This is a genomic window from Rhodobacteraceae bacterium M385 (assembly GCA_025141835.1).
GTDB lineage: Bacteria > Pseudomonadota > Alphaproteobacteria > Rhodobacterales > Rhodobacteraceae > Gymnodinialimonas.
The window spans coordinates 1,346,891-1,369,243 of record CP081102.1; the positions used below are offsets into that span (position 1 = coordinate 1,346,891).

21 protein-coding genes are annotated in these 22,353 nt (G+C 59.8%); 8 read left to right on the top strand and 13 right to left on the bottom strand.

What is annotated here, in order from left to right; genetic code table 11:
• Positions 1-42 precede the first annotated feature (42 nt).
• From maiA to K3728_06625, 10 genes are all read right to left on the bottom strand, one after another.
• Complete coding sequence (gene maiA, locus K3728_06580) at positions 43-675, bottom strand: maleylacetoacetate isomerase (protein ID UWQ96876.1); 633 nt, start codon at positions 673-675, stop codon at positions 43-45.
• Positions 672-1,028, bottom strand: coding sequence for a DUF1428 domain-containing protein (locus K3728_06585; protein UWQ96877.1), 357 nt, complete (start codon positions 1,026-1,028; stop codon positions 672-674). Before K3728_06585 ends, maiA begins: the two co-directional genes overlap by 4 nt.
• Positions 1,025-1,174 (bottom strand): hypothetical protein, encoded by a 150-nt coding sequence (locus tag K3728_06590; GenBank protein UWQ96878.1) that lies wholly within the window; start codon positions 1,172-1,174, stop codon positions 1,025-1,027. Before K3728_06590 ends, K3728_06585 begins: the two co-directional genes overlap by 4 nt.
• Positions 1,171-2,526 carry a homogentisate 1,2-dioxygenase gene (gene hmgA / locus K3728_06595; protein ID UWQ96879.1) on the bottom strand — a complete coding sequence of 452 codons (1,356 nt, stop codon included), beginning with the start codon at positions 2,524-2,526 and terminating at the stop codon, positions 1,171-1,173. The genes K3728_06590 and hmgA overlap by 4 nt, the downstream gene beginning before the upstream one ends.
• A gap of 208 nt (positions 2,527-2,734) precedes the next feature.
• Positions 2,735-4,519, bottom strand: a complete 1,785-nt coding sequence (locus tag K3728_06600) for an ATPase (GenBank protein UWQ96880.1) — start codon at positions 4,517-4,519, stop codon at positions 2,735-2,737.
• Positions 4,520-4,887: 368 nt separating this feature from the next.
• Complete coding sequence (locus tag K3728_06605; protein ID UWQ96881.1) at positions 4,888-5,139, bottom strand: helix-turn-helix domain-containing protein; 252 nt, start codon at positions 5,137-5,139, stop codon at positions 4,888-4,890.
• 65 nt (positions 5,140-5,204) lie between these two features.
• Positions 5,205-6,077: a dimethyl sulfoxide reductase anchor subunit gene (locus K3728_06610; protein ID UWQ96882.1), complete on the bottom strand. Its 873-nt coding sequence runs from the start codon at positions 6,075-6,077 to the stop codon at positions 5,205-5,207.
• Positions 6,078-6,080: 3 nt separating this feature from the next.
• Positions 6,081-6,845, bottom strand: coding sequence for a 4Fe-4S dicluster domain-containing protein (locus tag K3728_06615; GenBank protein ID UWQ96883.1), 765 nt, complete (start codon positions 6,843-6,845; stop codon positions 6,081-6,083).
• A 97-nt stretch (positions 6,846-6,942) separates the two neighbouring features.
• On the bottom strand, positions 6,943-9,747 hold the full coding sequence (locus tag K3728_06620) for a molybdopterin oxidoreductase family protein (protein UWQ96884.1): 2,805 nt from the start codon (positions 9,745-9,747) through the stop codon (positions 6,943-6,945).
• A 142-nt stretch (positions 9,748-9,889) separates the two neighbouring features.
• A complete protein-coding gene (locus K3728_06625) occupies positions 9,890-10,552 on the bottom strand; it encodes a helix-turn-helix domain-containing protein (GenBank protein UWQ96885.1) in 663 nt (220 codons plus the stop codon).
• Positions 10,553-10,647: 95 nt separating this feature from the next.
• Here K3728_06625 and K3728_06630 point away from each other — a divergent pair, with 95 nt between their 5' ends.
• The 6 genes from K3728_06630 (at position 10,648) to K3728_06655 (ending at position 16,989) form a co-directional block, all read left to right on the top strand.
• Positions 10,648-11,961: an aromatic ring-hydroxylating dioxygenase subunit alpha gene (locus K3728_06630; GenBank protein UWQ96886.1), complete on the top strand. Its 1,314-nt coding sequence runs from the start codon at positions 10,648-10,650 to the stop codon at positions 11,959-11,961.
• Positions 11,958-13,328 (top strand): glutamine synthetase family protein, encoded by a 1,371-nt coding sequence (locus K3728_06635; protein UWQ97476.1) that lies wholly within the window; start codon positions 11,958-11,960, stop codon positions 13,326-13,328. The genes K3728_06630 and K3728_06635 overlap by 4 nt, the downstream gene beginning before the upstream one ends.
• A 103-nt stretch (positions 13,329-13,431) precedes the next feature.
• A complete protein-coding gene (locus tag K3728_06640; GenBank protein UWQ96887.1) occupies positions 13,432-13,974 on the top strand; it encodes a 3-hydroxyanthranilate 3,4-dioxygenase in 543 nt (180 codons plus the stop codon).
• Positions 13,975-14,122: 148 nt separating this feature from the next.
• Positions 14,123-15,106 carry a TRAP transporter substrate-binding protein gene (locus tag K3728_06645; protein ID UWQ96888.1) on the top strand — a complete coding sequence of 328 codons (984 nt, stop codon included), beginning with the start codon at positions 14,123-14,125 and terminating at the stop codon, positions 15,104-15,106.
• 75 nt (positions 15,107-15,181) lie between these two features.
• On the top strand, positions 15,182-15,730 hold the full coding sequence (locus K3728_06650) for a TRAP transporter small permease subunit (GenBank protein UWQ96889.1): 549 nt from the start codon (positions 15,182-15,184) through the stop codon (positions 15,728-15,730).
• Positions 15,727-16,989: a TRAP transporter large permease gene (locus tag K3728_06655; protein ID UWQ96890.1), complete on the top strand. Its 1,263-nt coding sequence runs from the start codon at positions 15,727-15,729 to the stop codon at positions 16,987-16,989. Before K3728_06650 ends, K3728_06655 begins: the two co-directional genes overlap by 4 nt.
• A gap of 8 nt (positions 16,990-16,997) precedes the next feature.
• Here the strand turns inward: K3728_06655 and K3728_06660 are convergent, their stop codons facing one another.
• Both K3728_06660 and K3728_06665 read right to left on the bottom strand, forming a co-directional pair.
• On the bottom strand, positions 16,998-17,939 hold the full coding sequence (locus K3728_06660) for a LysR family transcriptional regulator (protein ID UWQ96891.1): 942 nt from the start codon (positions 17,937-17,939) through the stop codon (positions 16,998-17,000).
• Between the two features lies 1 nt (position 17,940).
• Positions 17,941-18,702: an aspartate dehydrogenase gene (locus K3728_06665; GenBank protein UWQ96892.1), complete on the bottom strand. Its 762-nt coding sequence runs from the start codon at positions 18,700-18,702 to the stop codon at positions 17,941-17,943.
• A 126-nt stretch (positions 18,703-18,828) separates the two neighbouring features.
• Here K3728_06665 and K3728_06670 point away from each other — a divergent pair, with 126 nt between their 5' ends.
• On the top strand, positions 18,829-20,934 hold the full coding sequence (locus tag K3728_06670; protein ID UWQ96893.1) for a xanthine dehydrogenase family protein molybdopterin-binding subunit: 2,106 nt from the start codon (positions 18,829-18,831) through the stop codon (positions 20,932-20,934).
• Positions 20,934-21,887: a dihydrodipicolinate synthase family protein gene (locus K3728_06675; protein ID UWQ96894.1), complete on the top strand. Its 954-nt coding sequence runs from the start codon at positions 20,934-20,936 to the stop codon at positions 21,885-21,887. The genes K3728_06670 and K3728_06675 overlap by 1 nt, the downstream gene beginning before the upstream one ends.
• On the opposite strand, the gene K3728_06680 is transcribed toward K3728_06675, so the two are convergent.
• Positions 21,868-22,224, bottom strand: a complete 357-nt coding sequence (locus K3728_06680) for a hypothetical protein (protein UWQ96895.1) — start codon at positions 22,222-22,224, stop codon at positions 21,868-21,870. The two genes, K3728_06675 and K3728_06680, sit on opposite strands and share 20 nt — an antisense overlap.
• Between the last annotated feature and the right edge of the window lie 129 nt (positions 22,225-22,353).

Here is a 22,353-nt window from a genome sequence, read left to right on the forward strand (position 1 = left end):
CCCTCCGGGGGGAGGTGTATTTGCCAAGATGAAGGAGTGGGATCAGGCAGCGTCCGGTTGCGCTTCGGGCGCCGCGGCTTTGATGGCGGGGATGGCGAGGCAGGCAGCCTCGATGCGGGCTATTTTGGGGTAGGGGGAAAGGGGAAGGCCCCAGCGGTGGGCGTTGTAGCATTGGGCGACGATGCAGAGGTCCGCCAGGCCCGGGGTGTCGGTGAAGGCGAAGGAGGCATTGTCTGGAAGGAGCGTTTCAAGGGCGCGGAAGCCTTCGGCCATCCAGTGGCGCATCCAGTCTTGGGCTTCTTCCGATGTGGCGTTGTGAGCCGATTTGAGGTGGGCCACCACGCGCAGGTTATTGACCGGGTGGATATCGAGCGCGACGGTATGAGCGGCGGCCAGGACGCGGGCGCGTAGTAGCGGGTCCGATGGCAGCAGAGGCGGTTCGGGGTAGGTGGCATCGAGGTAGTCGAGGATGGAGAGGCTTTGGGTTAGCACCGTGCCGTCATCCAGTTCCAAGGCCGGAACGCCTTGGCCGGGGTTAAGGGCGGTATAGGCATCGGCCCGATGATCGCCCGCGACAAGGTCAACGGGGCGTTGGGTATAGGACAGGCTTTTGAGATTGAGGGCGGCGCGGACCCGGTAGGATGTGGTCGAGCGCCAGTAGGAATACAGGATCATTTGGCGTCCAGAAGCAGCTCAAACCCGCCAAAAATCATCCGTTTTCCATCGACGATGTCGGTTTCCATCATCGCTTGCATGGCCGGTTCCGACCAGACTGCCTGATGGGCGGCGTCGCTGGTTTCCTTGTCAGGGAATTCCATCCAGGAAAACACGATGGCCTCATCCGCCTCGGCCTGAACGGCACGGGGGAAGGAGGTGCGTTCGCCTTGGTCGATTCCGGCGCCCCAGGTCTCTACGCAGCGGGTGGCGCCGTGCTTGCGGTAGAGCTCCACGATCTGTTTAGCAGCTTCCACGTATTCCGCTTTGCGGGCGGTCTTCACAGGGATAATAAATCCGTCGATATGGCTCATTTCATCCTCCCAGATGTCTTGTTTCGCGTGGCTTGAGGCGGGGCGCTGTGGCGTTCCGCGCGTTTGGCTATCGCGATGATGACGACCGGCGCGAGGGTTGTCACGAAGATTGCCGCGCCGATCAGCAGCCAGACGAGCGGTGTCATTTCTTGCCCGGCGTGCCGTCGAACTTTTTCTCCAGCGTTGTCCAGCAGTCGATATAGTCGTCTTGCAGGGGCGCCTCATTAGCCGCGAAAGCCGTGAGATGCTGCGGGAAGCGTGTCTCGAACATGAACGACATGGTGTTATCGAGTTTCTGGGCCGTCAGTTCGGCGTTGGACGCGCCCTCAAAAGCGTTCTTGTCGGGTCCGTGGGGCAGCATCATGTTGTGCAATGACACGCCGCCGGGGACGAAGCCCTTGGGTTTTGCGTCATACTGGCCGTAAATATTGCCCATTAGTTCCGACATGATGTTCTTGTGATACCATGGCGGGCGGAACGTGTCTTCGGCCACCATCCAGCGTTCGCGGAACAGCACGAAGTCGATGTTGGCCACGCCGGGCTGGCCCGAGGGTGCGGTGAGGACGGTGAAGATTGAAGGATCGGGGTGGTCGAACAGGATCGCGCCGACGGGGCAGTAGGTTTTCAGGTCATACTTGAGCGGCGCGTAATTGCCGTGCCATGCGACTACGTCCAGAGGGCTTTGGCCGATCTGCGAGGTATGGAATTGGCCGCACCATTTGATGGTGATGGTGGAGGGCACCTCGCGGTCCTCATAAGCGGCGACGGGGGCTTTGAAATCTCGGGGATTTGCAAGGCAATTGGCGCCAATGGGGCCTCGGCCCGGAAGCTCAAACTTCGCGCCGTAGTTCTCGCAGACAAAGCCCCGGGCCGGGCCGTCGAGTAGCTCTACCCGGTAGACGAGGCCCCGTGGCAGAATCGCGATTTCCTGGGGCTCTACGTCGATAATGCCCAGTTCCGTGCAGAACCGCAGGCGGCCTTCTTGGGGTACAACCAGCATTTCACTGTCGGCGGAGTAGAAATACGCGTCCACCATGCTTTCGGTGACCAAATAGATATGGCTCGCCATGCCCACTTGGGTGTTCACGTCGCCTGCAGTCGTCATCGTGCGCATGCCTGTCAGCCATGTCAGCGGCTGGTCGGAATGGGGCACGGGGTCCCAGCGATATTGCCCCAGAGAGACCACATCTGGGTCCACGTTAGGGGCGGATTTCCACTGGGGCAGGTCGATTTTCTCATAGCGGTGGGAATGTTTCACCGAAGGGCGGATGCGGTAGCACCACGTCCGCTCGGGGCGCACATCGGTGAAGGCGGTGCCAGAGAGCTGCTCTCCATAAAGACCGTAGTTCACCTTTTGCGGCGAGTTCATGCCCTGGGGCAGGGCGCCGGGCAGGGCCTCTGTCTCAAAATCATTGCCGAAGCCGGGCATATAGCCTTCGTGCGCACCGGGGTGGCTGGGGGCTTGGATCATCGTACGAATGGCAGCTTGTTCGTTCATGGGGCACCTCTGGGCAGCGTTGGGCAGACGATAATGGTTGCTTTTGTAACTAACAAGGGGTGCGAGAGAGAAATGCCTTTGGCGCTGAGCGGAAAGGTAGGGTTGGGGCGCGTGGCGGATGAGTTGACATTATGCACACAGCGCGCGTTGGGGTGGGCCGGATCAGCGGTGGCTACTGGTGGCCCAAAGCGAAGAAAGGCGGCAGCCCTTAACAGGCGAGTTGCGTGGGCTCAGTGGTTTGATAGCCGGCCAAGGGAAACTCTACATAAAATACCGTACCGACGCCGATTTCGCTCTCATAATAGATATCGCCCATCATCTGTTTTGCCAGCTTCTTGGAGATGTGAAGCCCAAGGCCGGAACCTTGTGTAGACGCTTGCCCACTGTTTCCTACTTGTTCGAAACGGCCAAAAACCTTGCTTTCCATACCCGCTGGGATTCCCTGACCCGTATTCTCAATCGAAAGCCGCACTTTGCCGCCAGACGTGCTGATCAGCCCTTCGACCACACTATCTTTGTTGGAGAACTTGATGGCGTTGGAAACGAGGTTGTCGATGATCTGACGGATCGCGAAAGCGTCGCCTATGGTGATGGCTGTCGTGTCGGGCGCGAAAGAAAGCTGCACGCCGCGTTCGGAGGCGAACATCCGGTTTTCTGCGAAGCTCTCTTCCAGGAGATCGCCAAGATCGACCTGCTTGATGTCCAACTCAAGCGCATTGATATCAATCTTTTGGGCCAACAAAATGTTGTCCACAAGCCGTGATAGACGGTCGCCGTTTCGATGCGCGATGCTGAGAAGCGAGCGAATGGGGTCGGAAACATCACCAAGGCGGCCGCTAAGCGCAAGGGTTAGCCCCCCCTTCAGAGAGGTCAGGGGCGTACGGAGTTCATGGCTAACGACGGAAATGAAATCGTCCTTTGCTCTATTAGCCTCGTCCGCCTGTTTCAGCGCTTTTTCCAGTGCAGCGTTCGTGGCAATCCGGTCCGTGATATCGACGAAGGTAATGCTCCAGCCCAGTGCGGCGCCGGCCGGATCAAGGGGGCTTTCGATGGCGCGGACGCGCGGCTCAAACACCCGTTGGTTTAGGGTCAGGTGAACGGCGTCTTCGTTTCGATGCCATTCCTCAATGCGCGCGATGATATCGTTCAAAATAGAAACTGAGCCGCGATACAGACCGGTGTCTTTTGCCGCGGTGTTCATCAAGGTAACTTTGCGCTGGCGATCCACGAGAACGACAGGTTCGCTCATCGTGTCAAAAAGCACGGACTTACCTACAAAGGCCATGTCCATCGTTTTGTTTGTCACAAGCAGCCACGTGAAGGCGAGGACGCCGAAGGTGAACATGAAGGCCGTTGGATCAAGGCCGAAGACGGTGAAGCCGAACACAACATACGCCGCATTCGCGGTAAGTGGCGTGGTGGTGATGAGGACCAGCGTCAGCAGCAAGGGCCAAGCGCTGCGTTTTGCGCGTCGGAACGCTCTGGCAAGCCGGAACAGAGCGACAGCCACAAACGTATAAAGGGTCGCGATAATGCCATAGAAACCGGGCCCATGAACGTAATCAATATAATGCTCGCCCGCAGGGATCTGCGTGGCATCGGTATAGACAAGGTAATGCCATTGGTTGGTGGCCGCGAGGAGAAAGATGGCCGTTGGCACAACGACCAACACGGCGCCGATGAGGCGCTTGTTGAATGGCGTTTTGTTGTCGATGTAGGCCAGCACGAAGAAGCACCATGCGACGGGCACTAACCCATTACCCAGCCATGCCCATGTGGCCCATTGCATCTGACATGCGAACGCTGGCGACGACGCCTCCAGCCCGATCATCATCAGTGTCCAGATCATGGCAATGAAGGTCGCGGCGTAGTAGAATTTGCCCTGAAACTTCTGAAACTTCACCATCCATGCCAAGACAAGCGCCGCCATTACGCTGACGCCGGTTGCCAACCATAGGGCGGGCTCGGCCACTAGTCCGTCAAAGCATGTCATCGCTGCCTCACTGCAAGCATTCTTCTTTTGGGAAGAGACACCACAGGCTTGTGTTCGAAGTTTGACCGATCAGTGACCATTGCGAAACGCCTTGGCGAACGATCGCACTTAATGGCGCTGCGCCACAGCAGATCGACACGCGAACAACGGTGAGGGTGTGCTCCAACTCGGGTGATCCGCCAGAACATAGCTGTCGTGTACAATCGCATACTACTCGGAACGAGCAGAGGCAATTTGTAATTGTTTCAATGCACTAAATGGATGCGATCCCCGGAGAGGCCAGATGTAAATGCCTATTTACGGGCCATCGTGCGTGCTAAAATGGCGGCTGCAAAACGCCTTTAACCGCAACAACCGCTGGTGCATTGCTATTTCGCCAGTGGGCGTAGGTCTGCGTATGTCATTGGAAAGTCGCCCGCAAGCGTTGGCTCCGGCACTTGGAGGACTTCAGAGAGCTTTGCGAACATCGACCGTGGCAGAACGACCGTTGTTTGGGCCTCGATCCGCGTCAGCTTCCGTTCCGTCAGACCAGACAAATTGGCCAGCTTTACCCGCCCAATATTGCGGCCTTTGCGAATGGCTTTGAGGCGATCACTTTGGATGTTCATGAGGCCTGTCATCGTGCCAGCGGCATCTAATAGAAAAGCAAGCGCGCATGAAGTGAGGACACCATTAGTTTCACAGGTTAGCGCTTTCCGTAGTACAGGCCCACCACATGCTCGGCCTGCGCGAAGAACAACCAGCGCGCGGTGGCCACGCCCGCCACATGGCTGAGCACAGCGACAAGGGCGAGGACATGCCCGAAGGGCAGGAGGAGCAGTATGATCGGCAGCACGAAGGCCAGCGCGAAGGCGATGATGCGCAGCTTTTGCGCGTGCTTGCGGCCCACGACGTGGATGAACTCGCGCATCAGGTAATTGGTGCCGGTGTGCGGAGGCTCGAACGCGCGCACCGCGCCGATGGAGCCGAGGCCCGTGGCAGTCTCCATCGTGGTGCCGGAGCGCGCGAAGGCGCTATCGCCGATGAACCATGTGGCCAGAGTGATGCCGCCCGACAGGGTCAGCAAAACGATCGCAAAAGAGACTTGTCCCGCAAGAAGTGCGCCACCGGCAAGGGAAAGCGTCAGGAATTTCGCAGGCGTCCAGGGGATGTGCCAGCGCGGCACCGATTTCATCTGCGTGTAGATCATCGACGTGGTGTAGACAGTCGCGAGGCTCAGGAACGCGCCGATCCAGCCGATGGGGGCCAGTGCGGTATTCGCAAAGACCAGCCCCGCGCCGTAGATCGCCATGACGACCAGCGCCGCAATCGCGCAGATGCCTTCCCGAGACAGCCAGCTGCTGCGCCATTGGCTAAGCGCCTTCCAAGCACGTTCCGGGTGGCCAAGGTGGAAGGTGGAAGCCAAAAGCCCGCCAACCGCCAGCACATAGGCGATGGCGAAGAAGATGAAGGCAAAGAGGCCCGTGACCGAGGGCATGCCAAGGCCCAGGAAAAACAGGAGGCCAAAGCCAAGGCCTGAAAGCGTGGTGAAGATGATGACTGAGGGGGCTGGGTGCATGGCTCAGATCCTCTCGAGCGCTTTGTCGAGCCAGCCGATGAACCCGCCGGGGTTTTCGGCTACGGGCTCCAGATAGGGGGCGAGCACGTCGAATTCGGGCAGATCATCCTTGGGGCGCGGCGGCAGGTATCGGTTCACCGGCTTGGTGCCCTGTTCGGGCATCAGGTCCATCCCGCCGCGTTCTGCTGCAAGTTTGCTGACGTGGCTGTCGGGGTCTGCAAAATCGCCGAAGTGGCGCGCGCCCGCGGGACAGGTGCGCACACACGAGGGGGTGCGGTCGATTTCGGGGAGGTTCTCGTTATAGATACGGTCGACGCAAAGGGTGCATTTCTTCATCACGCCTTCGTCTTGATCCAGCTCCCGCGCGCCGTAGGGGCAGGCCCAGGCGCAGAGGCCACAGCCGATGCAATCACTTTCGTTAACCAAAACGATGCCGTCTTCCTCGCGTTTGTAAGAGGCGCCGGTGGGGCAGACGGTGACGCAGGGGGCATCTTCGCAGTGCAGGCAGGACTTGGGGAAGTGGATGGTTTGCGCTGCGGGGTGCGGTTTGGATGAGGTGGCCAGAGGTTGGACTTGATAGGAGTGGACACGGTTGAGAAAGGTGCCGGTAGGGTTTGCGCCATACGCGTCTTGATCGCTAAGGGGCGCGCCGTAGTTTTCCGTGTTCCAACCTTTGCAGGAAATCACACAGGCATGGCAGCCGACGCAGGTATCAAGGTCGATGACGAGGCCGAGTTTCTTGGCGGGGGGAGGGGGCAATTGTGTCATGCGCTGGCTCTCTTTGCTGGCGTTGGAGCGAGGGGCCAGCCCCTCGCGCTCCCCGGAGGTGTATGGCCAAGATGAAGGAGCGGGCGCGCGGGGCCGGTCATTCGCCCACCTTCCAAGCAAGGTTTTTGGCGCCTTTGCCGACGGGGGATTTGATTGGCGGCAGGGAGGGTTGGGAGTAGGTTTGGGCGGGGGCTTTTTCGATGCGGACCTTGAGGTCGAACCAAGCGGCTTGGCCAGTGATCGGGTCTGAGTTGGTCCAGCGCAGGCCATCGCCTTTTGGGGGCAGAAGCTCGTGGATCAGGTGGTTCAGAAGGAAGCCTTTGGTGGCCTCGGGCGCGTTTTCATCCAGCGCCCAAGCGCCTTTGCGTTTGCCGATCGCGTTCCATGTCCAGACGGTGTTTTCGTTCAGCGCCGCCATTTCCAACACGGGGACAATGATCTCGCCGTGGGGGGAGGTGACGCGCGCCCAGTCGCCATCCTTCAGGTCGTTTTCGCGCATCAGGTTGCTGGGCATATAGAGCGGGTTGTGGCCGTGGAGTTGGCGCAGCCAAGCGTTTTGCGTGCCCCAGGAATGATACATCGCCATCGGGCGCTGGGTGAGCGCGGTGATGGGATATGCGTCACCGAGGTTTGCGGGCGCCGGGTCGGACCAGAAGGGCAGGGGGTCCATGTTTTCGGCCACGCGGGTACGCAGGTGCTCGGGCGGTTGAATGTCGCCGTGGCCTTCGGCCGCGCGGCGGAACTTTTGCATCGGCTCCACATAGAGCGAGAAGATATAGGGCTGGGGCGTGTCGTAGAGGCCCATTTCGACGGCCCAATCCTGGTACTTGGCGTTCCAGGGCTTCATGTATTGGGCGCCGTCGGGGATGTGGCTGACGAAGAAGCCGCCGTTCTCGATATATTGGTTCAGTTGATCCGGGTTGGCCTTGCCACGGCCATGTTGATTGCCATCTTCGCCGCGCCAACCAGCCAAGGGGCCGATACCGGGGCGGCGGATGTGGTTGGTGATGTAGTCGCCGTAGTCGGCGTATTTCTGGGAGCCGTCTTCATTGATGAAGCCGGGCAGGCCCAAGCGCGCACCGAGATCACACAGCGCCGATTGGAAGCCTTTGACGTTGCGGTCAGGCTCGATCACCGGCCAACGGATCGCGTCGGCCAGCCCGTCGGCCTCGCAAATCGGGCGGTCCAGCAGCGAGATACAATCGTGGCGTTCCAGATATGTGGTATCGGGCAGGATCAGGTCGGCATAGGCCACCATCTCGGAGCTGTAGGCATCGGAATAAATGATGTGAGGGATGACGTATTCGCCGGTGTCCGCGTCCTTGTCGGTCAGCATCTCCATCACGCCGCCGGTGTTCATCGACGAGTTCCACGACATGTTCGCCATATACATAAATAGCGTGTCGATCTTGTAGGGATCGCCCGCGTGGGCGTTGGAGATCACCATATGCATGAGGCCGTGGGCCGACATCGGGTTTTCCCACGTGTAGGCCTTGTCGATACGGGCGGCAGAGCCGTCTTCGCGCAGGGCCAGATCCTCGGGGCCGTGGACGAAGCCCAGATGCGGCCCATCCAGTGGCGCCCCGGGGGTCACTTTGCAATGGGGCTTGGGGTGGATCTTTGAGGGCTTGGGGTAGGGGGGCTTGAAGCGGAAGCCGCCGGGAGCCTCCACGGTGCCAAGCAGGATTTGCAGCACATGCAGAGCGCGGCAGGTTTGGAAGCCGTTGGCGTGGGCGGAAATCCCGCGCATGGAGTGCATGGCGACAGGGCGCGCGGTCATGCTTTTGTGGGTTTCGCCGCGGAAATCTGTCCATTCGACGGGCAGCTCAAAGCTTTCCTCAAACGCTACGCGCGCCAGTTCGGCGGCGATGGCACGGATGCGAGAAGCCTCGATCCCGGTGCGCTCGGCCACAGCCTCGGGCGCGTATTCGTCCGACATGTAGCGCTCTGCCATAAGGTGGAGGACGGGCTTGTGGCCATTGTAGGTGGCAGCGAGGTCGGGCTGGACGCCCTTTTTATCAAAGGCGGCGGGCTTGCCGGTCTTGCGGTCGATTACTAGCTCTTTGCCATCGCCGTCGCGCAGAAGCATCCCGGTTTCCGCATCCACCAGAACCGGCGCATTGGTGAAGCGGGCGAGGTAATCGAGGTCGATCTTCCCGGCCTTCATCAGGCAATGCACCAGCGCCAGAATGAACAGGCCATCCGTGCCCGGTGTGATGCCAACCCATTCATCTGCAACGGCATTATAGCCCGAGCGGATGGGGTTAACGCCGATAACCTTTGCGCCGCGGGCCTTGATCTTCCCTAGGCCCATCTTGATTGGATTGCTGTCGTGATCTTCGGCCACGCCAAACAGCATGAACAATTTGGTGTGGTCCCAATCGGGTTGGCCGAACTCCCAAAACGCGCCGCCCATCGTATAGATGCCAGCGGCCGCCATATTGACGGAACAAAAGCCACCGTGGGCCGCGTAATTGGGCGTGCCAAAATTTTGCGCCCAGAAACTTGTAAAAGATTGCGATTGGTCGCGACCGGTGAAGAAGGCCAGCTTTTCGGGGGCTTCTTCGCGGATCGGGCGTAGCCAGCCTTCGGCGATGCCGTAGGCCTCTTCCCAGCTAATCTCCTCAAACTCACCCGAGCCACGGGGGCCGACCCGTTTGAGGGGCGCTTTCAGACGCGAAGGGGCGTTCACCTGCATGATGCCCGCGCTGCCTTTGGCACAGAGAACGCCTTTGTTAACAGGGTGATCGCGGTTGCCCTCGATATAGGCGACTTTCTTTTCTCCGTCGGGGCCTTCCTTCATGTGGACGTTGATGCCGCACCGGCAGGCGCACATGTAGCAGGTGGTTTTGCGGATCTCGTCCGAGACTTTGGGGGACAGGTTCAGGTCGGGTTGTGCCATGTGTGTGTCCCTTTGCAAGTCATTGGTTCGTCGACTTAGTCGAGCATCTGCATTGCGCACCATATGGCCAAAGATTGTGGGTCGTAGGGCCAGAATGCTTCAGGTATTGAGACTTAAGGTCTCAACTTGGTTGCTATACTTATTATTCGGCAGAGGCAATCAACTGCAATCCCGCGACATCTCGAAGCTCAGCTGCTGCCATTTGAAGTCCCGCTAGGGCACTTTCTAACCGGCTTTCGAGGTTTGGCAATGCCAGCGGGAAGGTTGATCCCACCGCCGCGATCGGCGCATCGGGCGGGCCGATGGGTACGGCAAAGCCGCAGACCCCTGTCTCATAGGCGCCGCGAAGGATTTGAAACGGCTCGGCACTTGTCAACAAAACGCGTCCGATGGCTGTTGTTTCCAGTGGCACGGCAGAGCCCACGGTAAGCCCGAGGGACACCCGCGCGCCGGGGCGGGCGGAGTGGGCGACGTAAAGCGCTTGGTCGCCATCGCGTACTGCTAGGCTGATTTCGCCCCCAAGGTTTTCGGCGTGGGCATTCAGGATCGGCTGCACGGCGCGGCCAAATCCCCCGGCCTGAAGGAACTGCCCCGCAGGGCGCAGAACGCGAGCTGACAGCGCGAAGGCGCGACCTTTCTGGACGATCCAACCGGCCTCCACAAACGTGAGGGTCAAGCGGCGCGCGGTGGACCGGTCAAGGCCGGCGCGCGCCGCGATCTCCACAAGGGTTAGGGAAGGGGCGCCGTCAAATGCGTCCAGAATGCCGAGGCCTTTGAGGAGCGTGGTAGAGAGCGTTTTGGACATGGGGCACCTGACGTTGACAGCTCGACTTTAGCAAGCATAAGATTGAAATGTCAACTTTTGTGCGATAATCGCACTTTGCTGAGGAGCACGCCCCCATGATGAGCCAGGAAATGAACGACCAGATCACCCGCGTTGGGCCGGGTGCACCTGCGGGCAAAGTGCTGCGGCAATACTGGCAACCGGCTGCTTTGGTCGATGAATTGATGGGCGTGCGGCCCGTGGTTCCGGTAAAGCTATTGGGCGAGGAGTTGGTGCTGTTTCGCGATGAGACCGGCAATCTGGGCCTGATCGGGCGGCATTGTCCGCACCGCGGGGCGGATCTGGCTTATGGCCGCCTTGAAGACAACGGATTGCGTTGCCCGTTCCACGGCTGGCACTTCGACTGCTCGGGGCAGTGCGTTGAGCAACCCGGAGAGCCCGAGGGCTCGCGCATGCACGAGAAGATCAAGGCGGTGTCCTATCCGGTGCGCGAGGTAAACGGGATCATCTGGGCCTTCATGGGCGAAGGCACCCCGCCCCCTTTTGCGGAATTCGACTGTTTTCGCGCCCCTGACACTCACGTTTTCGCTTTCAAGGGCCTGTGGGAATGCAACTGGCTGCAAGCTATGGAGGTCGGCATCGACCCCGCTCACGCCAGCTTCCTTCACCGCTTCTTGCAAGACGAAGACCCCGCCGACAGCTATGGCAAACAATTCCGGGATAAAGCGGGCAATACCGAAATCCCGATGACCAAACTGCTGCGTGATTACCCGCGCCCAGAGATCACCGTGGATGAAACCGACTATGGCCTGAAGCTGACCGCGCTGCGCCATTTGGACGATGGCCGGACCCATGTGCGCGTCACCAATCAGATTTTCCCTCAAGCCATCTGCATTCCCATGAGCCGCGAGATGACGATCACGCAATGGCACGTCCCCGTGGATGATGAGACGTGCTACTGGTTCTCCATGTTCACCAGTTTCGGCGCGCCCGTGGACAAAGTGAAGATGCGCGATCAGCGACTGGAGGAACATCGTCTGCCCGATTACGCCCCCTTGAAGAACGCCCGTAACAACTACGGCTATGATGTCGAGGAGCAGGGCAAGCTGACCTATACGGGCATGGGGCTGGATATTAACGTCCACGACCAATGGGCCGTCGAATCGATGGGCCGTATTCAGGATCGCCGCGAAGAACACCTTGGCAAAACCGATGTGGGTATCATTAAATACCGCCGTATGCTGCGTGCCGCGATTGCTGCTTTGGAGGCCGGAGAGGGGGAGAGCTTGAAGATGCAAAATGATGACACTCAGGCTATCCGAGGCCCGCTTTCCAACGATGCCATTGCGCCCGATGACAATTGGGTGGCGGCAAGCGAGGCGGCGGATCTGGAGCGGCGCGGCCAATGCGAATGGGATGCAAGCGTTTGACGCCCCGTGATATTCTGGACCTGGTAGAGGCGGAGGGGATCGAGACGATCCGCGCCGTCTTCACCGACCCCCACGGTATTCTGCGCGGCAAGGTTTTGACGGCCTCTGCCCTGCCGGGGGCGTTAATGAACGGCATTCGGGTGCCCTCGACCCTGCTGTTGAAAGACCTGTCGCACCGCACCGTTTTTCCGGTCTGGGCCGCGGATGGCGCCCCGATGCAGGGTGCGTCAGACGTTTTGTTGCGTCTTGACCCCGCCAGCTTCCGGCAATTGCCCCACGCGCCTCATTCGGCGTTGATCCACTGCGATGTCACCACCCTTGATGGCGCGCCGATCCCCTATGCCTCCCGCACCCTTTTGCGCCGCTGCGAGGAGGCCTTGGCCGAGGAGGGGCTGGCCGCCACCTTCGGGCTGGAGATCGAGTTTCAGGTCTTCCGCGTCACCGATCCGCGCCTGGCACCGCAGCATGCCACCATGCCCGGCACCCCGCCGCAGGTGGAAAACACCACCCAGGGCTATCAATACCTGACCGAGACCCGCTACGCAGAGGTGGAGCCGATGCTCGACCAATTGCGCCGCGCGGCGGAAGCGATGGGGATGGATGTCCGCTCGGTCGAGATCGAAATGGGCCCTTCGCAGTATGAGCTGACCTTCGCCCCTGACAGCCCCAATCAAACCGCAGAAATGGCGGTAAACTTCCGCACCCTCGCGAAAGAGATCTGCGCCCGCGACGGATTGCTGGCCAGCTTCATGGCGAAATCTGCGCTGCCTAATGCGGCGGCAAACGGCTGGCATATTCATCAAAGCGTCGCTGACGCGGCGGGGGCCAACATCTTCACCGCCGACAGTCCCGGCCTCAGCGATGCCGCCGCCCAGTGGACCGCTGGCCTGCTGCACCACGCCCGCGCCTGTTGCCTTCTGACGAACCCCACGGTGAACAGCTACAAGCGCTTTGTGCCGCACCAACTGGCCCCGAACCGGATCGGATGGGCCCATGACAATCGCGGCGCAATGGTCCGCGCCATTACGGCGCCCAACGACACCGCCAGCCGGGTCGAGAACCGATTGCCTGATAGCTCTGCCAACCCTTATTTTGCCTTTGCCGCGCAGCTTTTGTCGGGCCTGTCCGGCCTGAAGGGGCAGCTACAACCGCCCCCCGCGCTGGACGATCCCTATGGACACGGCGCACCGGAACTGCCGACGAACCTAGGGGCCGCGATTGAGGCTTTTGCCGCCTCGGACACATTGCGCGAAACGCTGTCGCCAGAGGTGGCCGATTGGTTGCTGATCTTGAAGCGTGCCGAATGGGACCGCTACCTTTCCCACATCTCGGATTGGGAACATGCCGAATATTTCGGCACGCTTTAGGCATCGGGATATCAGATTTTCGGATATCTGGATCAGCATTCCGCGCTTGCGGTTATAGCGAACTCGGGCATTCTGATCTGCGGACATACTCAGGAGATATCACATGGGCCGTCTCAGCGCGTTCAACTTCAAGGCATGGATCGACGAACATCGCCACCTTCTTAAACCGCCCGTCGGCAACAAGATGATTTTTGAGGAATCCGACCTGATGGTGACGGTCGTGGGGGGACCCAACAAGCGGACCGATTACCACGACGACCCGGTCGAGGAGTTCTTCTATCAGCTCGAAGGCGACATGGTGTTGAAGCTTTTCGATGGCGAAGAGTTCTACGACGTGCCGATCCGCGAGGGCGAGATCTTCCTGCTTCCGCCCCATGTGCGCCACTCCCCCCAACGCCCGCAAGAAGGCAGCGTAGGGCTGGTGATTGAACCCAAGCGCCCGGAAGGCGCGGTAGATGCGATTGAATGGTACTGCTTTGACTGCGGCAACCTGGTGCATCGCTCGGAAATGCATCTAACCTCGATCGTGGATGATCTGCCGCCCGTCTACGCGGCGTTCTATGCCTCGGAAGAGGCGCGAACCTGCGGGTCTTGCGGTGCGCTCCACCCCGGAAAAGAGCCGCCCGAAGGGTGGGTGACGCTATAGGACTGAAAATGCTTTAGGCTTAAAATATGTTGCGCGATGCCGGGATATGCGGCAGGGTGACGAAAAGACGACGGCCGTTTGACCCTCAGACGAGACCGAAAAATGCGCTCGGGCCAATGAAGTCACGGGCTTTAACAAGGAGAGAAACATGAAGAAATTCAATGCGCTGATGGCCTCTGCTGCCGTTGCAATGACCGGTTTCGGGGCGGGCGAAGCCTTGGCCGATGAATTCCGCCTTGGCCTGATCACACCGCCTACCCACGTTTGGACGCTGGCCGCTGAAGACTTTGGTGCGGCGCTTGCCGAAGCCTCGGGCGATGCCCACAGCGTCACGGTTTTCCCCGCCCGCCAGTTGGGCAACGAGGCCGAGATGCTGCAACAATTGCAGACCGGTGCCTTGGACATGGCGTTCATGACGGTTGCAGAAGTTTCCAACCGCGCGGTTGAATTCGGGGCGTTTTACGCGCCCTATCTGGCTACCGATATTGAACATGCGGCGGCGATCCTTCGCTCTGACACAGCGACGGCGATGCTCGATACATTGCCCGGTACCGTGGGTGTCGTTGGCCTTGGTTTCGGCAGCGCCGGAATGCGCCAAATTGTAACTAACGGCGGTGTCACCGATGCAGCTGGTCTGGACGGCCAGAAGATCCGCATCACCCCGTTCCAAGCCAACTTGGACTTCTACAACGCTATTGGCGCGGCCCCCACACCCATGCCTTTGCCTGCCGTGTTTGACGCGCTGGCCAACGGTCAGGTTGACGGGATCGACATGGACGCCGAGCTGATCTGGGCGCTCAACTACTACGAGCACGCCGACACGATGATCGAAACCAACCACATGATGTTCCCGATGGTCGCTTTGGTCTCGGGCCGTGTTTGGGCCGGTCTTTCCGAGGAAGATCACGCGATGATCGCCGAGTTGATGGGCGCCGCCGTCGACAGCACGATCGACACCTACGTCGAGCGTGACGGCCCATGGTTGGAGCAGATCCGTGGCACAGGCATCACCTACATTGAAGCCGGTCCAGAGTTCTTCGGTGACGCGATCGCCGAATGGAACGGCATCTGGGAAGAACGCGCCGGAGAGGCACTCTCCAACCTGCGTGCAGCGGCGGCTGAGCTGGAATAATCCGGAAATACCATAATATTGAACGGCGCGCGGGCGAATATTCCGCGCGCCTTCCTTTAGACTAAAGGCGCTGTGATGCTGCACAAGATATCTGCCAAATGGGCGCAGGCGGAGATGATTGCTTCGGCCGTTCTGGCCGTCGGCGTGACGTTGCTAATTTTGCTGAACGTTGTGACCCGTAGCATGAACAACGCCTTGTTCTGGGTGGATGAGGCGGCGATTTACACGATGGTTTGGATGACCTTCCTTGGCGCCTCTGCCGCCATCCACTACCGCCAACAAGTCGCCATTACGATCCTGACCGATGTGCTGCCCACGGGCTTGCAACGGGTGGCCGCGAAGCTGGTGGATTTGGCGATATTCGTCTTCGCCTGTGCGATGCTCTACTTTTGCTGGCGCTGGTATCTGCCGTTGGAGATCGCGGGCATGGGCTTTGATACGATGGCCTTCCAGGGCGCTACTTTCAACTTTATCTACGCCGAGCCAACATCGACAATCGGCATCCCGAAATGGATCATCTGGCTGGTTATGCCGCTGTTTTCCTTAGGGGTTTTCATCCACGCCTTAGCGCATCTTTTGAATTTCTCTGAACTTGAATCCGAGAAAGCGGCGGTTTCCACATGACCCCTTTTGTCTTCTTCGCCAAACTTCTCTTGGCCGTTCCCGTCGCCATTGTCCTTTCGTTAACCGCGATCTGGTACATCTGGGAAAGCGACAACACGATCCTGTATGAAAGCTTCGCGCAGCGCATGTTCTCGGGGATCGAAAGCTATGGTTTGCTGGCGATCCCGCTGTTTATGCTGACCGGAGAGCTGATGAATGAAGGCGGCATGACGCGCCGTTTGATTAACGCGGCCCGTGTCTTTGTCGGCGGCTTTCGTGGCGGTTTGGCCTATATCAACCTGCTTGCCAATATGTTCATGGCGGCCATCGTCGGGTCTGCGGCGGCTCAAATCGCGGTCATGTCCCGCGCCATGGTCCCCGCGATGGAGAAAGAGGGTTATGACCGAGGTTTCGCCGCTGCCACGACGGCGGCAGGCGGGCTTCTTGCGCCAGTGATCCCGCCGTCGATGCTGTTTGTAATTTACGGCGTTTTGGCACAAATCCCCATTGGTGATATGTTCCTTGCGGGCATCATTCCGGGCCTGATCCTGTCGGTTTGCTTTGCGTTGGTCATCGCTTTGATCGGCCTTTGGCAGCAGTTCCCCAAAGGGGAATGGTTAACGGCCCGAGAGGCAGGGCGCGCGCTGACCTATGCATTGCCCGCGATGCTTATCCCGGCGGCGATTATCGGCGGTATCATTGGCGGCATTGCGACGCCGACGGAATCTGCGGCTGTCGCCTCGGTGGTGGCATTTTTATTAGGCTGGCTGCTGTACCGAGAGTTGAAGCCCGAAAAGCTGTTCGAAATGTTCAAGCGGACGGCGCTGAATGCTTCTCTTATCATCTTCATGATTGCGGCGGCGAACGTCTTTGGATGGGTCATCATCTACGAAGCGCTGCCGCAGCGATTGGCCGAATTTATCACCACGATTACCGAGAATCCGTTCTTGTTCTTGCTGATCGTTAACCTTGTTTTGCTGTTCGTAGGGATGCTGATCGACGGTATCGCCGCCATCATTCTGGTGACGCCGATCCTGCTGCCGATTGCGATCGAAAGCTATGGGATCAGCCCGTACCAGTTTGGCGTGGTGATCTCGCTTAACCTTGTTTTGGGCCTGCTGACGCCGCCCGTGGGCGTTGGCCTCTACATCGCCAGCGCCATGTCCGAGACTCCGACGGGCCGCATCTTGAAGGCACTTTGGCCGTTCCTTTTGGCTGTGACCGTTGTGCTGATTTTGCTCAGCTATTTCCCGGCGCTGTCCACTGCGTTGATCGACTGAATGCGCGCCTAAGTGGCCGCCGCTTCGGCCTGAAGGGCATCCAGAAACACCATCGCGGCGGGGGACAATTGCCCTTCGCCGCGGTGGGTGACGCCGACGGGGCCAAAGCTGAACGGCAACTTGTGATCGGGCTCCACCAGAAGGCCCGAGGTGAGATCAGGGACCGCAACCTGGCGCGGGACGACGCCAATCAGTTTTCCCAACCCAAGCAAGGCGCGGTTCGTCAGATAGTTAACACTTTCGACCACAAGGGGCGGCTGGTACTGCGCGGCGTCCATGAAAACCTCATCAATCTGGCGGCGAAGGGTGGTTTCGGGCGGCGGTAGTATCCAGCCGAAAGGGCGTAGATCATCGAACTGAAGTGACATTTGCCCCGCAAGGGGATGCGCTTTTCCGACCAAAAGGGCGATGTCCTCGTCGATCAGCGGTAGCTGGTGCAGGTCACGTCGATGGCGATGGGTGGGCAGCCGACCTACGACCATGTCGATCTCGCCGGTTTTAACCTTGGGCATCAACACCTCGTTGGTGCCCTCGATCACCTTAAAGGCAACGTTGGGGCGCGTTTCCAGCACCCTTCCAATGGCACCGGGCACCAACCGGGCGGCCCCGGCGACAAGGGTTCCCACGGTGACGCGGCCGGTTGCGCCCTCGGTCAAATCCTCCAACTCCTGCGCGGCTGTGCCGAGTTGCGCGAAGATCAACTGCGCGTGCCGAATTAAGGCTGCTCCGTGGGGTGTCGGGATGACACCTCGGTTCGTTCGGTCAAACAAACGGACGTCGAAATCTGCTTCTAGATCCTTGATCAGCTTGGTGGCGGCAGGCTGCGAAATGTTAAGGGATTGTGCCGCATAGAGAATGTTCTGGTGCTTCCCCGCCGCCACCAGCAGACGCAATTGGCGCAATTTCAGGCGGCTGACGGCTCGGTCGAAGAGGGCGGAATTGCTGGCCATGTCACAGGAACCTAACGGGCGCGGAAGCCTGTTGCAGCGCGGACACCGCCGACATCGCTGCCAAGGCGGAGGACCGTGGATTATCTGGCAGGCTGTTACCGGTAATTGTGAAATGCGCCTGACCAAATGCGCCGACAGCATTGATTTCGTGTGTATTTCCTGTGGCTTTTGGATCCGCGATCAGTGCTACCTCTGTGGCGTCAAACCCGATGCCGGCAAGGGCCACAGCGGCAGCAACATTGGCATTTTTGGGATACCGGAGCGCCGCGTCACGGGCAGAGCCTTCGAAGTGGACGGCGGCATCGGCGACAGTGTCGAGGTCCAAGACCTCCTCTGCCATTGATCCACGCCACCCGGCGGGCGGCTTGCGCCCGGTGTAGGTGACCTTGGTTAATCCGCCGACACGGGCGGCGCGCAAGGCGTCCAATGCGCCGATGGCTCCGCTGGCCAGATGCAGGGTGGCTTGGCCCGCCTCGGCGGCTTGGGTCAGCGACCTCGCCAGCGCGTCATCGGCCAATGCGCCAAGGGACAGCGTCAACACGTTGATGCCCCGCGAAAGGGCCTTCGCGCCATGGGCGGCCAACCCTTCGTGGCCCGCGCAGTCGATCAGCAGGTCTACCGGGGGCAGGTCAGCTACGTCCGTTACCGCGCCTGTCTGCGGGCTCCGCAGAACACGAGCGACCAGCGCCATCCCCGGTGTGGCCGCGATATGCGTCGTGATATATCCGGCGATTGCGCCCTTTCCGATAACCGCCACTTGCATCTGATGCGTCCTTCTTGGATATATAAAAACTGTAGCATCAAAAAGTTCTGCTACCCGGATAAGTTATACCCACTGTGCCTTAATACGATTTCGGAATTCAAGCGCTTCGTGGTTAATTTTCCCCACATGTTAGACAGAACCGCACATGTTATTGGGGCCTCGCCCGTAGACCGCCGCGCTGCCATTCGGCTGCGCGGGGAAGGGCTGTTTGTGGGCGATGTGGCGCTGACAAACCCGCTTCATCTTGCGTTCGCCCGTGCCACGGAACCCGAGGGGGCGCTTGCGCCGATCGAGACGGAAGATGCGTTGGCTGTGCCCGGCGTCGTTTCGGTGCACTTGGGCTCAGACGTGGCGCATTTGTGCGCGTTGTCCGTTAACCCGGTCATTCCGATGCGCGCGACCCCGGCCTTTCCGATCCTCGCCACAGATAACGTCACCGGATTGGGGCAACCGATTGCTGCGGTTTTGGCAGAAAGCGCCCACGCCGCACAGGACGGGGCAGAGGCTATTTGGGCGGATATTACCCCCAATGATGCGACGGAGCACGCCCCCATCGCGACACGGCGTTGGCGCACGGGCGACCCGGCGTTGGCGTTTGAGCAGGCCGATCATGTGGTCGAGGTTAATGTCCAACACCCCCGCCTTGCGCCCACATCGTTGGAGCCGAGAGCGATTGCCGTGGAGTGGACCGAGGACGGTTTAACCATCTGGCATTCCACGCAAACACCGCACCGCACGCGGTCTGAACTCGCCAAGATGCTTGGCGTTGATCCGGGTTTTATGCGGGTGATCGCCCCGGATGTCGGGGGCGCGTTTGGAATGAAGGCCTCGCTTTATCCAGAAGAGGTTTTTGCCGTTTGGGCCGCGTTGCATCACCGCCGTTCTGTTCGGTGGTGCGCCACGCGCAGCGAGGATTTTCTGTCTGCCACGCAGGGGCGAGGGTTGACGACATGGGGCCGTTTGGCCGTAGCCGCTGACGGTACTTTCTCGGCGTTAGAGGCGCGGGTGACGGCGCCTGTGGGGCCTTGGCTGGCGAATTCGGCCCTTGTTCCAGCGTGGAATGCCGCGCGTATTCTGCCCTGCGGGTATAACATCCATACCGTTGATATTGAGACGAACGCCCTCATGGATGCCCGCGCGCCGATGGGGATATATCGCGGCGCCGGGCGGCCAGAAGCGGCCTGTTTGATGGAGCGTTTGGTCGAAGAGGCCGCGCGCGCGACGGGGCTGGACCCGATGGAGATCCGAGCTCGCAATGTCTTGGAGGCCAGCGCCCTGCCGACCCTCACTGCAACGGGTAACAGATTGGATTCCGGGGATTATCCCGTGGCACTGACCGATAGTGCGGCGGCGTCAGACTACCCCGCGTTGCTTATAGAACGCGACCGCAAAAGGGCAGCGGGAGGGGTGAGCGGCCTGGGCGTGGCCTTCTATTTGGAGCCTTCAGGTGAGGGGTTTGAAACGGCCCGCGTGCGTTGGTCTGAGGCGGGGGTGGAGATCGCCAGCGGCTCGTCCAGCCAAGGGCAGGGGCGCGAAACCGGCTACGCCCAGATTGCGGCTGATGTTCTTGAGGTCTCGCTTAGCGATGTGCGGGTGGTTCAGGGCGACACCAAGACTTGCCCTGAAGGGATCGGGGCGGTGGCGTCGCGGAGCACGGCGATCGGGGGCAGCGCGGTTTTCGTGGCGTGCGAACGCCTTCGGGCAAGGCACTTGAATGGCGAAAAGCTGCCGCTGGAAGAAGACGTGCGCTATGAAAACGAGGGCCAAGCCTGGGGCTACGGCGTCACCATCGTGGCGGTGGACGTGGACCGGGACACGGGCCAGTTTGAGATCACAAATGCCACCAGTTTTGACGATACCGGGCGGGTCGTGAACCCGGCCTTTGTGGAGGGGCAGATCAGGGGCGGATTTGCCCAAGGTCTGGGCGAGGCGATGATGGAAGAAGTCGTCTACGACGCCTCGGGCCAACTGCTGACGGGCAGTCTGATGGACTACGCCTTGCCGCGCGCCACCGATATGCCGGCGCTGAAAATCGCCTCGTCCGAGCATCCGTCGCCGTTCAACGCCTTGGGCGCAAAGGGTGTGGGTGAAGCGGGCACGATTGGCGCTCCGGCGGCCATCTTGAATGCGGTCTTGGATGCAGTGCACCCCTTGGGCGTCCGGCACCTTGATATGCCTCTTACACCTTGCAAAATTTGGTCCGCCATCGGCGCGGCAGAGAAGGAAACCTGATGAAATACAGTCGTTTAGATGCGAAAGACCACGCGCAGGAAAACTTCCGCGGTATCTGGGCCGCGTGCCTGAATCCTTGGCGGGAAGACGGGTCTTTTAATGAAGAGGGCTTTCGTTCCAACATTCGCCATTGGGTGGATGATCTGGCAATCGCGGGTCTTTTCATTGCCGGAAAACAGGGTGAGTTCTTCTCGATGACGTTGGAAGAGCGCAAGCGCAACATCGAGATCGCAGTGGACGAATGCGGCGCGTTGGCGGGCACGATCTTCTCGGCCTCGGACCAGAACTTCGAGACAGTCGTTGAACTGGCCCTTCATGCGCAGAACTGTGGCGCGGATTACGTGGTGGTCCACGCGCCTGTGCTCCATTTCGTGAGCAATCAAGACGAGATCTTATACAATTACTACAAGGCCATTTGTGAGCGCGTCGATATTGGCATCGCCATGTGGAGCCATCCCGACAGCGGCTATCTGATGTCCCCGCAGCTTTGCGCCCGGATCGCGGAATTGCCCAACATCGTGGCGATCAAATATTCGGTCCCGCGCCCCCTTTATGTGGAGCTTTCACAGCTGGCGGGCGACAAAATCCATGTGTCCACCGCAGATGAAAGCGCGTGGTTGGAGAACATCGAAGAGCTGAATTGGAAGCTCTATCTCTGTTCCTCTCCGCCGTACCAAATTCAGTCGAAAGTCGATCAGCGGATGAACGAATATACGCGTTTGGCGTTTGAAGGCAACTTTGCAGAGGCCCGCCGGGTGCGGGACAGTCTTGATCCTGTACGCGCGGCGTTCAAGCGCACGAAACCCGCCGATAAACCTCAGGCGCATGGTAAGTATTGGCAAGAGCTGTTGGGCCAAGTGGGCGGCGGCGTTCGTGCCCCGATGTTGGACCTGACCGAAGCGGAAAAGGCCGCGACGCGGGCGGCGTTCGCCTCTAGCGGGTTGCAGACCTAAGCGCCTTGGCGGGGGCAAAGTCATGCCTGTTTCGGCAGTGGGTAGGGACGGCTCGGATCGGGGTTCGCTCTTCCACCTGCTGGTAGCAGTCTTTGTGGAGAAAGCAGACATCGCAATTCTGGACGAGCTCTTTGAAGCGCCCACGGCGGTGTTCGTCAAATAGGTCTACACCCAGCATGCGCGCCATGGTTTTGGCGATCGCGACGCTGCGCGCGGTCCGTTCCACGAATGGAGAGGATTGCTCTGTCGCAACTGGATGGACGCGGTTTTGTTGCGGGGCTGCGTGGTTCGTCTGACTTTTGCCGCTGCTTGCGGGTGCTGAAAAACGCTCTGTCATTATTCGGTGATGCCTTCGGGTCGAGATTAGTAAAGCAGCGTGCATTCAATGGTTTATGTCGAGATTTCTGGGCCTTCTCACGATGCCCCCTGTGCGATGCACAGTTTCGCAGCGTGCCCGTAGAAGGAC